The organism is Pseudomonas sp. B6002 (assembly GCF_013385985.1).
Lineage (GTDB): Bacteria > Pseudomonadota > Gammaproteobacteria > Pseudomonadales > Pseudomonadaceae > Aquipseudomonas.
In genome coordinates, this window is record NZ_JACAOY010000003.1 from 31,498 (window position 1) to 44,418 (window position 12,921).

Annotated in this window: 13 protein-coding genes; 12 read left to right on the forward strand and 1 reads right to left on the reverse strand. The window is 61.0% G+C overall.

The genetic code is table 11. The features are described from left to right. Positions 1–88 precede the first annotated feature (88 nt). From tilS to ispD, 6 genes are all read left to right on the forward strand, one after another. On the forward strand, positions 89–1,408 hold the full coding sequence (tilS, locus tag HX792_RS02985) for a tRNA lysidine(34) synthetase TilS (protein WP_176994700.1): 1,320 nt from the start codon (positions 89–91) through the stop codon (positions 1,406–1,408). A gap of 273 nt (positions 1,409–1,681) precedes the next feature. Then, positions 1,682–3,313, forward strand: a complete 1,632-nt coding sequence (locus HX792_RS02990) for a CTP synthase (RefSeq protein WP_034096253.1) — start codon at positions 1,682–1,684, stop codon at positions 3,311–3,313. 5 nt (positions 3,314–3,318) lie between these two features. Further along, positions 3,319–4,164: a 3-deoxy-8-phosphooctulonate synthase gene (gene kdsA, locus HX792_RS02995; protein ID WP_176994701.1), complete on the forward strand. Its 846-nt coding sequence runs from the start codon at positions 3,319–3,321 to the stop codon at positions 4,162–4,164. A gap of 171 nt (positions 4,165–4,335) precedes the next feature. Further along, a complete protein-coding gene (eno, locus tag HX792_RS03000) occupies positions 4,336–5,625 on the forward strand; it encodes a phosphopyruvate hydratase (RefSeq protein WP_176994702.1) in 1,290 nt (429 codons plus the stop codon). 183 nt (positions 5,626–5,808) lie between these two features. Further along, the gene (gene ftsB, locus HX792_RS03005) at positions 5,809–6,087 is read left to right on the forward strand and encodes a cell division protein FtsB (RefSeq protein WP_017137157.1); all 279 of its coding nucleotides are present in this window, start codon (positions 5,809–5,811) and stop codon (positions 6,085–6,087) included. Continuing rightward, a complete protein-coding gene (gene ispD / locus HX792_RS03010; protein WP_176994703.1) occupies positions 6,084–6,797 on the forward strand; it encodes a 2-C-methyl-D-erythritol 4-phosphate cytidylyltransferase in 714 nt (237 codons plus the stop codon). The genes ftsB and ispD overlap by 4 nt, the downstream gene beginning before the upstream one ends. Before the next feature lie 75 nt (positions 6,798–6,872). Here ispD and HX792_RS03015 read toward each other — a convergent pair whose 3' ends face one another. Further along, a complete protein-coding gene (locus HX792_RS03015; RefSeq protein WP_176994704.1) occupies positions 6,873–7,775 on the reverse strand; it encodes a LysR substrate-binding domain-containing protein in 903 nt (300 codons plus the stop codon). 109 nt (positions 7,776–7,884) lie between these two features. Here HX792_RS03015 and HX792_RS03020 point away from each other — a divergent pair, with 109 nt between their 5' ends. The 6 genes from HX792_RS03020 to HX792_RS03045 are packed head-to-tail and all read left to right on the forward strand — an operon-like array spanning position 7,885 to position 12,848. Then, on the forward strand, positions 7,885–8,997 hold the full coding sequence (locus HX792_RS03020) for an S-(hydroxymethyl)glutathione dehydrogenase/class III alcohol dehydrogenase (RefSeq protein ID WP_176994705.1): 1,113 nt from the start codon (positions 7,885–7,887) through the stop codon (positions 8,995–8,997). Between the two features lie 8 nt (positions 8,998–9,005). Beyond that, positions 9,006–9,851 (forward strand): S-formylglutathione hydrolase, encoded by an 846-nt coding sequence (fghA, locus tag HX792_RS03025; protein ID WP_176994706.1) that lies wholly within the window; start codon positions 9,006–9,008, stop codon positions 9,849–9,851. A gap of 54 nt (positions 9,852–9,905) precedes the next feature. Next, on the forward strand, positions 9,906–10,379 hold the full coding sequence (gene ispF / locus HX792_RS03030) for a 2-C-methyl-D-erythritol 2,4-cyclodiphosphate synthase (RefSeq protein WP_176994707.1): 474 nt from the start codon (positions 9,906–9,908) through the stop codon (positions 10,377–10,379). Then, the gene (truD, locus tag HX792_RS03035; RefSeq protein WP_176994708.1) at positions 10,376–11,434 is read left to right on the forward strand and encodes a tRNA pseudouridine(13) synthase TruD; all 1,059 of its coding nucleotides are present in this window, start codon (positions 10,376–10,378) and stop codon (positions 11,432–11,434) included. The genes ispF and truD overlap by 4 nt, the downstream gene beginning before the upstream one ends. Continuing rightward, complete coding sequence (surE, locus tag HX792_RS03040; protein ID WP_176994709.1) at positions 11,422–12,171, forward strand: 5'/3'-nucleotidase SurE; 750 nt, start codon at positions 11,422–11,424, stop codon at positions 12,169–12,171. The genes truD and surE overlap by 13 nt, the downstream gene beginning before the upstream one ends. A gap of 41 nt (positions 12,172–12,212) precedes the next feature. Beyond that, the gene (locus tag HX792_RS03045) at positions 12,213–12,848 is read left to right on the forward strand and encodes a protein-L-isoaspartate(D-aspartate) O-methyltransferase (protein WP_169850588.1); all 636 of its coding nucleotides are present in this window, start codon (positions 12,213–12,215) and stop codon (positions 12,846–12,848) included. Positions 12,849–12,921: the final 73 nt, after the last annotated feature.

Here is a 12,921-nt window from a genome sequence, read left to right on the forward strand (position 1 = left end):
GCAAGCCACGCTCCCACACAAGCCCGCTCCCACATTTGCTTTGTGTATGCTGGGCTGACGTACTCCAGATTTGCAGCGGTAACCTGTGATGAAACCAGCTCTGCCTGCCAAACTCCTGCAAACCCTGGCCCCCTGGCGCAACGCCCCGGCCTGGCACATCGCATTCTCGGGTGGCCTTGATTCCACCGTCCTGCTGCACCTCCTGGCCTCTTTGACAAGCACCGAAACCCTGCCACACCTCAGTGCTGTGCATGTGCACCATGGCCTGCAAGCGGCTGCTGACCTGTGGCCGGAGCATTGTCAGTCGGTATGCGACAAGTTGGGCGTGCCGCTGCGGGTCATGCGCGTACAGGTCCAGCCCGGTGCCAGCCTTGAGCGTGCCGCCCGTGACGCACGCTACCAGGCCTTTGCCGAGGTGACCGGGGCAGGGCAGGTGCTGCTGACGGGCCAGCATCGCGATGACCAGGCTGAAACCCTGCTCTTCCGCTTGCTACGCGGGGCAGGCGTGCGCGGGTTGGCGGCCATGCCGGTGCAGCGCCCATTGGCGGATGGTTACCTGGTGCGGCCTCTGCTGGATGTCTCGCGTGAAGCGCTGGAAGCCTACGCCCAAGAGCATCAGCTCAAATGGATCGAAGACCCCTCGAATGCCGACCCGCGTTTTTCCCGCAATTACTTGCGTCATCGCGTCTTTCCCGTGCTCACCGAGCGCTGGCCCCAGGCCGTCTCGAGCCTGGCGCGTACTGCTGAGCATCTGAGTGAAGCCCAGGGCCTGTTGGATGAGCTGGCTCGGATGGATCTGCACGCTGCCGATCAACCCTCACCCTTTCCCTGGCTGCCTTTACCATCCCTGGCTCTTGCGCCATTGCGCGAGCTTTCTGACGCCCGTCAAAGAAATGCCTTGCGTCATTGGTTGAACCCTCTGACCCGTTTGCCCGACAGCGACCACTGGGCTGGCTGGAACGCCTTGCGCGATGCCAAGGGTGATGCCCAACCCCTATGGCGCCTGGCGGACGGTGAATTGCACCGTTGTGGCGAGCGCATCTGGTGGTTGCCTGTCACTTGGTCGGATTTTTCGGGCGACGCAGTGAGTTGGATTCGTCCAAAAAAACCACTGGCGTTGCCCGGCAATGGCCAGCTGGAATTTGTCGGCAAGGCGCCCGAAGGGCCCTTTGAGGTTCGCTATCGCCACGGCGGTGAAATCGTGGAAGTGCCAGGTCGCGGGCGGCGTGACTTGAAGCGCCTGCTTAATGAATGCGGGGTGCCGGGCTTCATCCGTGGCAGATTGCCGCTGCTGTATGAGGGCGAGCAATTGCTGGCTGCCCCAACCCTTGCCGGGCTGTGGCGCGGCCCGGCAACCGACTGGCAATTGCATTGGACGCCACAGACCTGCGATAGAGGTTTGAGCTGATAGAGCCTTTCCGGTAGACTACGCTCCCTTCTTGATACAACTTCTGTGGATTCTCCTGAATCGCAGCAGTTGCCGATTACCAAGCAGTCTTTGCTGGGCGATTCCAAAAAATGTGTAGCGATCAACGTACCGGTGTTTCACTGCTGGTCTGTCACAACGCGGCGGTTTTTTTGAAAGGTGCACTGTGATTAATGCAGGTGATCGGGGGCTTCGGCCTTCCTTCGCTTTCCCCGGCGGCTCGGACCGCTTTAACGCAGACTTCTAGGGTTTTTCATGACGCGCTACATATTCGTCACGGGCGGTGTTGTTTCTTCATTGGGGAAAGGCATTGCCTCCGCTTCATTGGCGGCCATCCTGGAGGCGCGGGGACTTAAGGTCACCATGCTCAAGCTGGACCCGTACATCAACGTTGACCCGGGCACCATGAGCCCGTTCCAGCACGGTGAAGTGTTCGTCACTCATGACGGCGCCGAGACCGACCTGGACCTGGGCCACTACGAGCGGTTCATCCGCACGACCATGACCCAGAACAACAACTTCACCACTGGCCGTGTTTACGAGCACGTGCTGCGCAAAGAGCGCCGTGGTGACTACCTGGGTGCAACCATCCAGGTGATCCCGCACATCACCGACGAAATCAAGCGCCGCATCATCAAGGGTGCAGGCGACGCCGACGTGGCGATGGTCGAGATCGGTGGCACCGTGGGTGACATCGAATCCCAACCGTTCCTCGAAGCCATCCGCCAGTTGCGTTTCGAAGTCGGCGCCAAGCGCGCGATGCTGATGCACCTCACCCTGGTGCCATACATCGCGACCGCCGGCGAGACCAAAACCAAGCCCACCCAGCACTCGGTCAAGGAACTGCGTTCCATCGGCCTGCAGCCGGACGTGCTGGTGTGCCGCTCCGATCACCCGATCGACATCTCCTCGCGTCGCAAGATCGCGCAGTTCACCAACGTTGAAGAACGTGCGGTGATCGCGCTGGAAGACGCCGACACCATCTACAAGATCCCGGGCATCCTGCACTCGCAAGGCCTGGACGATTTTGTGGTCGAGCGTTTCGGCCTGCAATGCGGTGGTGCGGACCTGTCCGAGTGGGACGCCGTGGTCGACGCCAAGCTCAACCCTGAGCACGAAGTCACCATCGCCATGGTCGGCAAGTACATGGAGCTGCTGGACGCGTACAAGTCGCTGATCGAAGCGATGAGCCACGCCGGTATCAGCAACCGTACCAAGGTCAACCTGCGCTACATCGACTCTGAAGACATCGAGAACCAGGGCACTGCGCTGCTCGAAGGTGTCGACGCGATCCTCGTCCCGGGCGGTTTCGGCCTGCGTGGCGTGGAAGGCAAGATCACTGCCGTGCAGTACGCTCGTGAGAACAAAGTACCGTACCTGGGTATCTGCCTGGGCATGCAAGTGGCCGTCATCGAGTTCGCCCGTAACGTGCTGGGCTGGAAAGACGCCAACTCCACCGAGTTCGACAGCAAGAGCGGCCACCCGGTCGTGGGCCTGATCACCGAGTGGGAAGATGCCACCGGCGCCGTTGAAGTCCGTACCGAAGCGTCCGACCTGGGCGGCACCATGCGCCTTGGCGCGCAAGACTGCCTGCTGGAGCCGGGCTCGCTGGTTCACGACTGCTACGGCAAGGACGTGATCGTCGAGCGTCACCGTCACCGCTACGAAGTGAACAACAACCTGCTGCCGCAGATCAAAGAAGCCGGCCTGAAAATCTCCGGTCGCTCCGGTGATGGCGCGCTGGTTGAAGTGGTTGAAGCACCGGATCATCCATGGTTCGTGGCGTGCCAGTTCCACCCTGAGTTCACTTCGACGCCGCGTGACGGTCACCCGCTGTTCAGCGGTTTCGTCAAGGCTGCACTGACGCAACACCAGAAGAAGGCGTAACCCTGATGGCCCAGAAGATCATTCGCGTCGGCGACATCGAGATTGCCAACGACAAGCCCATGGTGCTGTTTGGCGGCATGAACGTGCTGGAAAGCCGCGACATGGCGATGCAGGTCTGCGAAGAGTACGTCAAGGTTACCGAGAAACTCGGTATCCCTTACGTATTCAAGGCCAGCTTCGACAAGGCCAACCGTTCGTCCGTGACCTCCTATCGCGGCCCGGGCCTTGAAGAAGGCATGCGGATCTTCCAGGACATCAAGCAAGCCTTCGGCGTGCCGATCATCACCGACGTCCACGAGCCTGAGCAGGCTGCCGTGGTCGCCGAGGTGTGCGACATCATCCAGTTGCCGGCCTTCCTGTCGCGCCAGACCGACCTGGTCGTCGCGATGGCCAAGACCGGCGCTGTGATCAATATCAAGAAAGCCCAGTTCCTCGCACCTCAGGAGATGAAACACATCCTGAACAAGTGTGTGGAAGCGGGTAACGACCAGTTGATCCTCTGCGAGCGCGGTTCGAGCTTCGGCTACAACAACCTCGTGGTGGACATGCTCGGTTTCGGCATCATGAAACAGTTCGAATACCCGGTGTTCTTCGACGTGACCCACGCGCTGCAAATGCCCGGTGGTCGCGCCGACTCTGCGGGCGGGCGCCGTGCCCAGGTGCTGGACCTGGCCAAGGCGGGCATCAGCCAGTCGCTGGCGGGCCTGTTCCTGGAAGCCCATCCGGACCCGGACAACGCCAAGTGCGATGGCCCTTGCGCCCTGCGCCTGGACAAGCTGGAGCCGTTCCTGACCCAGCTCAAGCAGTTGGACGAACTGGTCAAGCGTTTCCCTGCCGTCGAAACCGCGTAACATCACGATCCCTGTGTAGGAGTCGGCTTGCCGGCGATGGCGCCTTCAAGCCTTGTGGCGATCTAACGGGCCCCGTCGCCGGCAAGCCGGCTCCTACAAAGAAGCAATTTGCACCACAAGTTAAATCGAGCGGTATAGAGCGTTTTCGTCAACTTTGGAGTGTTTACAACAATGGCAAAAATCGTCGACATCAAAGGTCGTGAAGTTCTCGACTCCCGTGGCAACCCCACCGTCGAAGCTGACGTGCTTCTCGATAACGGCATCATCGGCAGCGCCTGCGCGCCGTCCGGTGCGTCTACCGGTTCGCGCGAAGCGCTGGAACTGCGTGATGGCGACAAGAGCCGTTACCTGGGCAAGGGCGTGCTCAAGGCCGTCGCCAACATCAACGGCCCGATCCGCGACCTGCTGCTGGGCAAAGACCCTGTTGACCAGAAAGCCCTCGACCTGGCGATGATCAAGCTCGACGGCACCGAGAACAAAGGCAGCCTGGGCGCCAACGCCATCCTCGCTGTGTCCCTGGCCGCTGCCAAGGCTGCTGCCCAGGACCAGGACCTGCCGCTGTACGCTCACATCGCCAACCTGAACGGCACCCCGGGTGTGTACTCGATGCCCGTTCCGATGATGAACATCATCAACGGTGGCGAGCACGCCGATAACAACGTCGACATCCAGGAATTCATGGTGCAGCCGGTTGGCGCCAAGACTTTCTCCGAAGGCCTGCGCATGGGCACCGAGATTTTCCACCACCTCAAGGCTGTGCTGAAGGCCCGTGGCCTGAGCACTGCAGTGGGTGACGAAGGTGGTTTCGCACCAAACCTGGCGTCCAACGAAGATGCACTGAAAGTGATCTCCGAAGCCGTGGCCAACGCTGGCTACAAGCTGGGCACCGACGTGACCCTGGCCCTGGACTGCGCGGCCAGCGAGTTCTACGAGGACGGTAAATACAACCTGTCCGGCGAAGGCCACGTGTTCACCTCCGAAGGTTTCGCTGACTACCTCAAAGGCCTGACCGAGCGCTACCCGATCATCTCGATCGAAGACGGCCTGGACGAGTCCGACTGGGCTGGCTGGAAAGTCCTCACCGACAAAATCGGCGAGAAGATCCAATTGGTGGGCGACGACCTGTTCGTGACCAACACCAAGATCCTGAAAGAAGGCATCGACAAGTCGATCGCCAACTCGATCCTGATCAAGTTCAACCAGATCGGCACCCTGACCGAAACCCTGGAAGCCATCCAGATGGCCAAGGCTGCGGGCTACACCGCCGTGATCTCCCACCGCTCCGGCGAAACCGAAGATTCCACCATTGCCGACCTGGCCGTGGGTACTTCGGCGGGTCAGATCAAGACCGGTTCCCTGTGCCGTTCCGACCGCGTTTCCAAGTACAACCAATTGCTGCGCATCGAAGAGCAACTGGCTGGCAAGGCCAAGTACAACGGTCGTGGCGAGTTCCGCGGCTGATCGCTACTTGATGTAAAGCATGGTAAAAAGTCGACGGGTTGCGTCGGAAAAAACTCGATGGAGTGGATTTCGGCGCTAATCTGATGGCTATCAAGCACAAGCCTGGTTTTTCCAGGCTTCGTGCTATCAGTTGCTTCAAAAGTTTTGCATGGCTGTCTTTTTTTACTGGATACCCGGATTTCGATGCGCAGTCCCAATTGGTTGTTCCTCGTCTTGCTCTTGTTGCTGGCTGGCCTGCAATACCGCCTTTGGGTGGGTAATGGCAGCTTTGCGCAGGTGAAAGAACTGACCCAGCAAATTGCCGACCAGCATGCCGAAAACGAACGTCTGCTGGAGCGCAACCGCGTCCTCGATGCCGAAGTGCTTGAGTTGAAAAAAGGCACGGAGACCGTTGAAGAACGGGCTCGTCATGAATTGGGCATGGTCAAGGAGGGTGAAACCCTCTACCAGTTGGCCCAATGAGCAACTCCTCACCGGTCTTCTGGGCCGTGATTCCTGCCGCGGGCGTGGGTGCCCGTATGGCTGCGGACCGTCCCAAGCAGTACTTGCAACTGGGCGGGCGCACTATTCTTGAACACAGCCTCGGCTGTTTCCTCGACCATCCTTGCCTCAAGGGCCTGGTGGTCAGTCTTGCTTCTGATGACCCTTATTGGCCTGGCCTTGCGTGTGCGGCCGACCCGCGTATTCTGCGTGCGGACGGCGGCTCGGAACGATCGGGCTCGGTACTCAATGCCTTGCTGCACCTCAATGCCCTGGGCGCCAGCGATGACGACTGGGTGTTGGTGCATGATGCGGCGCGGCCGAACCTGAGTCGCGACGACCTCGACAAACTGTTGGCTGAACTGGCGGACGACCCCGTCGGCGGCCTGTTGGCGGTGCCAGCCCGCGACACGCTCAAGCGGGTCGACAAGCACGGTCGGGTGGTGGAAACCGTCGACCGCAGTTTGATCTGGCAGGCCTACACGCCGCAGATGTTCCGCCTGGGTGCTTTGCATCGTGCGCTAGCGGACAGCTTGGTGGCCGATGCGGTGATCACCGATGAAGCCTCGGCCATGGAATGGTCCGGCCAGGCACCGCGCCTGATTGAAGGGCGTTCGGACAATATCAAAGTAACCCGGCCGGAAGATCTGGAGTGGCTCAGATTGCGATGGGCCAACCGGGATCCCTTGTAGGAGTCCGGCTTGCCGGCGATGGCGTCCTCGAGGCTTACGATGCTGCAACTGGCCTCATCGCCGGCAAGCCGGCTCCTACAGAGGGTGTTCATATTCGGGGCGTTCGGCTAAACCAGCCTTCAAAAAGTCCACCAGCTTCCTGACCTTCGGCGACAAATGCCGCTGCTGCGGATACAACGCCCACACCGCCGTATTCGGCGGCTGATGCGCTTCCAACAGCGACACCAACGCACCACTGTGCAGATGCTCCAGCACGTAATAATCCGGCAACTGGCACAACCCCACGCCCTGAAGTGCGGCATCCAGCACCGCCTGCCCACTGTTGCAGCGCCAGTTTCCCTGCACACGCTGGGAAAATTCCCGCCCGTCCTGTGCCAGTTGCCAGATATCCGAGCTGCCGATCAGGCAATTGTGCCGACTCAATTCCGACAAACTATGTGGCCGACCATACCGCTCCAGGTAGGACGGCGATGCGCAGAGGTACATGCGCCGGGGCGCCAGGCGGCTGGCAACCATGCGTGAATCCTGCAGGCGGCCCAGGCGGATCGCCAGGTCGAGGCCTTCGTGCACCAGGTCCAGTTGGCGGTTGGTCAGTTCGATGTCCACGCGCAATTGCGGATAGAGCGCCATGAACCGCGTGACCAGCGGCACGATAAAGCGTTCGCCGTACGCCACCGCGCAGGTCATGCGCAACATGCCCTTGGGCTCGCTGGTGAGGTCGCCGACTGCGCGCAGGGCTTCTTCACGTCCATCCTGCAGGCGCTGGCAATGCTGCAGAAAGGTCTGGCCAGCTTCGGTCAGCGTCACCTTGCGCGTACTGCGATAGAGCAGGCGGGTTTGCAGGCGCTCTTCCAGGCGTGCCACTTGCCGGCTGATGTGTGACGAAGATACCCCAAGTCGCTCGGCCGCGGCGGTGAATTGGCTGCATTCGGCTACAGCGACGAACTCATCAATGCCTTCCCAGCGGTTTTCCAACATGGTGATTATCCCTGTACGGCAATAAAGTTTTGCTTTTGGCTGGATTATTAATCAACAGGCCATGTTTTACACTTACCGTCTCAGTTTTTAACCCCCTGGAGAAACCCGGATGATCAAGTCCCGCGCCGCCGTAGCCTTTGAAGCCAAGAAGCCCCTCGAGATCGTTGAAGTGGATGTGGCCATGCCCAAGGCCGGCGAGGTGCTGTTGCGCGTGGTCGCGTCCGGTGTCTGCCATACCGACGCCTACACCCTGTCGGGTGCAGACCCGGAAGGCATCTTCCCGTCGATCCTCGGTCACGAAGGCGGCGCGGTGGTTGAAGCGATCGGCGAGGGCGTGACCTCGGTGGCCGTGGGCGACCACGTGATCCCGCTGTACACCCCGGAATGCGGCAAGTGCAAATTCTGCCTGTCGGGCAAGACCAACCTGTGCCAGGCCATTCGCTCCACCCAGGGCAAGGGCCTGATGCCGGACGGCACCACGCGTTTCTCCTACAAGGGCCAGCCGATTTTCCACTACATGGGCACCTCGACCTTCTCCGAGTACACCGTGCTACCGGAAATTTCCGTGGCCAAGATTCCTAAAGAAGCGCCGCTGGAAAAGGTCTGCCTGCTGGGTTGCGGCGTCACCACCGGCATCGGTGCGGTGATCAACACCGCCAAGGTCAAGCCGGGTGACACCGTGGCCATCTTCGGCCTGGGCGGTATCGGTTTGTCGGCGGTGATCGGCGCGGTGAAGGCCAAGGCTGGTCGCATCATTGCCATCGACATCAACCCGGCCAAGTTCGAAATCGCCAAGCAACTGGGCGCTACCGATTGCATCAACCCGAAAGACTACGATCACCCGATTCAGGATGTGATCGTCGACCTGACTGACGGCGGCGTGGACTTCTCCTTCGAATGCATCGGCAACGTGCAACTGATGCGCGCCGCCCTAGAGTGCTGCCACAAAGGCTGGGGCGAGTCGGTGATCATCGGCGTGGCCGGTGCTGGCCAGGAAATCGCTACCCGCCCATTCCAATTGGTCACCGGGCGCGTCTGGCGCGGTTCGGCGTTCGGCGGCGTGCGCGGCCGCAGCGAATTGCCAAGCTACGTGGAAATGGCCCAGACCGGCGAGATCCCGCTGGACACCTTCATCACCCACACCATGGGCCTGGAAGACATCAACAAAGCGTTTGACCTGATGCATGAAGGCAAGAGCATTCGTACCGTCATCCACTTCTGAGGTCGGCCATGAGTCTGGAAAACCTGTCGTGCCAGAAGAGCTTCGGCGGCTGGCATAAACGCTACAAGCATCATTCCGATGTGTTGGGTTGTGACATGACCTTCGCCGTCTACCTGCCGCCGCAAGCGGAGCAGGGCGGCAAGCTGCCGGTGTTGTACTGGCTGTCCGGTCTCACCTGCACCGACGAGAACTTCATGCAGAAGGCCGGCGCCCAGCGCATGGCGGCCGAACTGGGGTTGATCATCGTGGCACCGGACACCAGCCCCCGTGGCCCCGGGGTGCCAGGTGACCCGGACAACGCCTGGGATTTCGGCCTCGGGGCGGGCTTCTATCTGAATGCCACGCAGGAGCCTTGGGCCAAGCACTATCGGATGCATGACTACGTGGTGCAGGAACTGCCGGCACTGGTTGAGGCGCATTTCCCGGCTTCGGACAAACGTGGCATCAGTGGCCATTCCATGGGTGGCCATGGCGCGCTGGTGTGTGCGCTGCGCAACCCCGGGCGTTACCAATCGGTGTCGGCGTTTTCGCCGATCAACAACCCGATGGATTGTCCGTGGGGCCAGAAGGCCTTCTCGCGTTATTTGGGCGAAGAGCGCTCCAAGTGGCGCGAATGGGACGCCTGCGTGCTGATCAGCGAAGCCTCGGAAAAACTGCCACTGCTGGTGGACCAGGGCGACCGTGACGATTTCCTCGCAGTCCAGCTCAAGCCCGAAGCCCTGCAGCAAGCGGCCAAGGCGGCCAACCATCCGCTGGAACTGCGCCTGCAACCCGGCTATGACCACAGCTACTTCTTTATCGCCAGCTTCATTGACGATCATTTGCGTCATCACGGACGTGCTTTGCTCGGTTAATGTCAGGCAAAAGTAGGTAGAATCACGCCCTGAATTAAATCGGGGCGTTTTTTTATGCGTATTGGTCACGGCTATGATGTGCACCGTTTCGCCGACGGCGATTTCATCACCCTGGGTGGCGTGCGCATTGCACATCACCATGGGTTGCTGGCTCATTCGGACGGCGATGTCGTGTTGCATGCCTTGAGCGATGCCTTGCTCGGCGCTGCGGCGTTGGGTGACATCGGCAAGCATTTTCCGGACACCGACCCGACCTTCAAGGGCGCGGACAGCCGTGTGCTGTTGCGTCACGTGGTCGGCCTGATCCACGCCAAGGGCTGGAAGGTCGGCAACGTCGACAACACCATCGTGGCCCAGGCACCGAAAATGGCGCCGCATATCGAGTCGATGCGTACGCTGATCGCCGCAGACCTGCAAATTGAACTGGATCAAGTGAACGTGAAAGCCACCACCACCGAAAAGCTCGGGTTTACCGGTCGTGAAGAGGGCATCGCGGTGCACTCCGTTGCCTTGTTGCTGCGCGCATGAATGACCTGCAACTGCTGGGCCCGCGGGCCTATGGCGAGGCCTTGGGCAGCGCGGTACTCAAAGCCACGGCTGAAGATTTCCAAGTCGACGAAGTGCTGGACATCCCACTGACCGGTGACGGCGAGCACCTCTGGCTGTGGGTGGAGAAGCGTGGCCTCAATACTGAGGAAGCTGCGCGGCGTATCGCCAAGGCGGCGGGCGTGCCGTTGCGCACGGTCAGCTATGCCGGGCTCAAGGATCGCCAGGCGCTGACCCGCCAGTGGTTCAGCGTGCAACTGCCCGGCAAGGCCGACCCGGACATGAGCGGTGCAGAAAACGACACGCTCAAGATCCTGAAAATCGTGCGTCACAAACGCAAGCTGCAACGCGGCGCACATTCGGCCAATGGTTTCACCCTGCGCCTGACCCAGCTGGCCGGTGACACCGCCGCCATCGATGCGCGGTTGCAACTGATTGCACAACACGGCATTCCCAATTATTTCGGCGCCCAGCGCTTCGGCCACAACGGTGGCAATGTGGTGGATGCTCGCGAGTGGGCGGCGCGCAAAGCCTTGCCAGAGCAGCGCAATGTGCGTTCACGCCTGCTGTCCACGGCGCGCAGTTACCTGTTCAACAAAGTGTTGGCGGCGCGGGTGGCCGATGGCTCCTGGCAGCGTGCGCAAGTCGGCGATCTGCTGGCGTTCACCGACAGCCGCAGTTTCTTCCCGGCCGGGGAGGCTGAATGCAGCGATCCGCGCCTGGCGATTCTCGACCTGCATCCCACCGGACCACAGTGGGGCGAGGGGGATTCACCGGCCGCGGGCGCAACCTTTGAACTGGAGCAGGCCGTCGCCGCCGGTGAAGCCGACTTGCGCGATTGGCTGGTGAAGGCAGGCATGAGCCAGGAACGTCGCATTCTGCGACTGCCCATTGGCGGGTTGACGTGGCATTATCCGTCGCTGGACATTCTGCAATTGGAATTCGTCCTGCCGGCCGGATGCTTCGCCACTGTCTTGGTGCGCGAGCTTGTTGATCTGGTGCCGGTGGGGCAGACGGACAACCCATGCGTATTCTGATATCAAACGATGACGGTGCCACCGCACCCGGCCTTGCTGCGCTCCATGCTGCGCTGCAGGATTATGCCGAGTGCGTGGTGGTTGCCCCGGACCAGGACAAGAGCGGCGCCAGCAGTTCGCTGACGCTCGACCGTCCGCTGCACCCGCAAGTCCTGGCCAATGGCTTTATCAGTGTGAACGGCACGCCCACCGACTGTGTGCACCTGGCAATCAACAGCCTGCTGGACCGTGAGCCGGACCTGGTGGTGTCGGGGATCAACCTCGGCGCCAACCTGGGCGATGACGTGCTGTATTCCGGCACGGTGGCGGCGGCCCTTGAAGGGCGCTTTCTTGGCCGGACCTCGTTTGCCTTTTCCTTTGCCTCGCGGCAACTGGATAACCTGCCCACTGCCGCCTATTTCGCGCGCAAGCTGGTAGAGGCCCACGGTTCGCTGGACCTGCCGCCGCGTACTGTGCTCAACGTCAATATTCCCAACCTGCCGCTCGACCACATCCGCGGCATCCAGCTCACGCGCCTGGGCCATCGTGCCCGTGCGGCGGCACCGTTGAAGGTGGTCGACCCGCGTGGCAAGGAAGGCTATTGGATTGCCGCAGCGGGCGATGCCGAAGACGGTGGCCCCGGCACGGACTTTCATGCGGTGATGCAAGGTTATGTTTCGATTACCCCGCTGCAACTTGATCGCACCTTCAGTGATGCCTTCAGTCGTCTCGATGGCTGGCTGGAGAGGCTGCGCTGATGGCTCGTGAACAGGATGACCTGCTGCGCCGTGGCATCGGGATGACCTCCCAGCGCACCCGCGAGCGTTTGATCCAGCGCCTGTATGAAGAAGGCCTGTCCAATGCGCAGGTGCTGGAAGTGATTCGGCGTACGCCACGGCACTTGTTTGTCGATGAAGCCCTGGCGCACCGCGCCTACGAAGACACCGCGTTGCCGATCGGCCACAACCAGACCATCTCCCAGCCTTATATGGTTGCGCGCATGAGCGAGTTGCTGCTGGCGGCGGGGCCGTTGGACAAGGTGCTGGAGATCGGCACCGGTTCGGGTTACCAGACCGCCGTGCTTTCGCAGTTGGTGGAGCGGGTGTTCTCGGTGGAGCGCATCAAGGTCCTGCAGGACCGCGCCAAGGAACGCCTGGTGGAGCTGAATCTGCGCAACGTGGTGTTCCGCTGGGGAGATGGCTGGGAAGGCTGGCCGGCACTCGCGCCGTACAACGGCATCATTGTCACCGCCGTGGCGACCGATGTTCCCCAGGCACTGCTCGATCAACTGGCCCCAGGCGGGCGGCTGGTGATCCCGGTGGGCTCCGGCGAAGTGCAACAATTGATGCTCATTATCCGTGAGGACGAAGGTTTTTCACGGCATGTGCTGGGTGCTGTGCGCTTTGTGCCGTTGCTCAATGGCCCGCTGGCCTGATCATTTGTGCGCGGGCAGTGAATTCTGCTGGTGGGGATGTGTCTTACAGCGGGGTTCATGAAGTCAACATGAT

What these genes read in the sequence shown, in the direction of transcription:
- tilS (WP_176994700.1), top strand. Translation starts at nt 89, where the DNA reads ATGAAACCAGCTCTGCCTGCCAAACTCCTGCAAACCCTGGCCCCCTGG.
- HX792_RS02990 (WP_034096253.1), top strand. Translation starts at nt 1,682, where the DNA reads ATGACGCGCTACATATTCGTCACGGGCGGTGTTGTTTCTTCATTGGGG.
- kdsA (WP_176994701.1), top strand. Translation starts at nt 3,319, where the DNA reads ATGGCCCAGAAGATCATTCGCGTCGGCGACATCGAGATTGCCAACGAC.
- eno (WP_176994702.1), top strand. Translation starts at nt 4,336, where the DNA reads ATGGCAAAAATCGTCGACATCAAAGGTCGTGAAGTTCTCGACTCCCGT.
- ftsB (WP_017137157.1), top strand. Translation starts at nt 5,809, where the DNA reads ATGCGCAGTCCCAATTGGTTGTTCCTCGTCTTGCTCTTGTTGCTGGCT.
- ispD (WP_176994703.1), top strand. Translation starts at nt 6,084, where the DNA reads ATGAGCAACTCCTCACCGGTCTTCTGGGCCGTGATTCCTGCCGCGGGC.
- HX792_RS03015 (WP_176994704.1), bottom strand. Translation starts at nt 7,775, where the DNA reads ATGTTGGAAAACCGCTGGGAAGGCATTGATGAGTTCGTCGCTGTAGCC.
- HX792_RS03020 (WP_176994705.1), top strand. Translation starts at nt 7,885, where the DNA reads ATGATCAAGTCCCGCGCCGCCGTAGCCTTTGAAGCCAAGAAGCCCCTC.
- fghA (WP_176994706.1), top strand. Translation starts at nt 9,006, where the DNA reads ATGAGTCTGGAAAACCTGTCGTGCCAGAAGAGCTTCGGCGGCTGGCAT.
- ispF (WP_176994707.1), top strand. Translation starts at nt 9,906, where the DNA reads ATGCGTATTGGTCACGGCTATGATGTGCACCGTTTCGCCGACGGCGAT.
- truD (WP_176994708.1), top strand. Translation starts at nt 10,376, where the DNA reads ATGAATGACCTGCAACTGCTGGGCCCGCGGGCCTATGGCGAGGCCTTG.
- surE (WP_176994709.1), top strand. Translation starts at nt 11,422, where the DNA reads ATGCGTATTCTGATATCAAACGATGACGGTGCCACCGCACCCGGCCTT.
- HX792_RS03045 (WP_169850588.1), top strand. Translation starts at nt 12,213, where the DNA reads ATGACCTCCCAGCGCACCCGCGAGCGTTTGATCCAGCGCCTGTATGAA.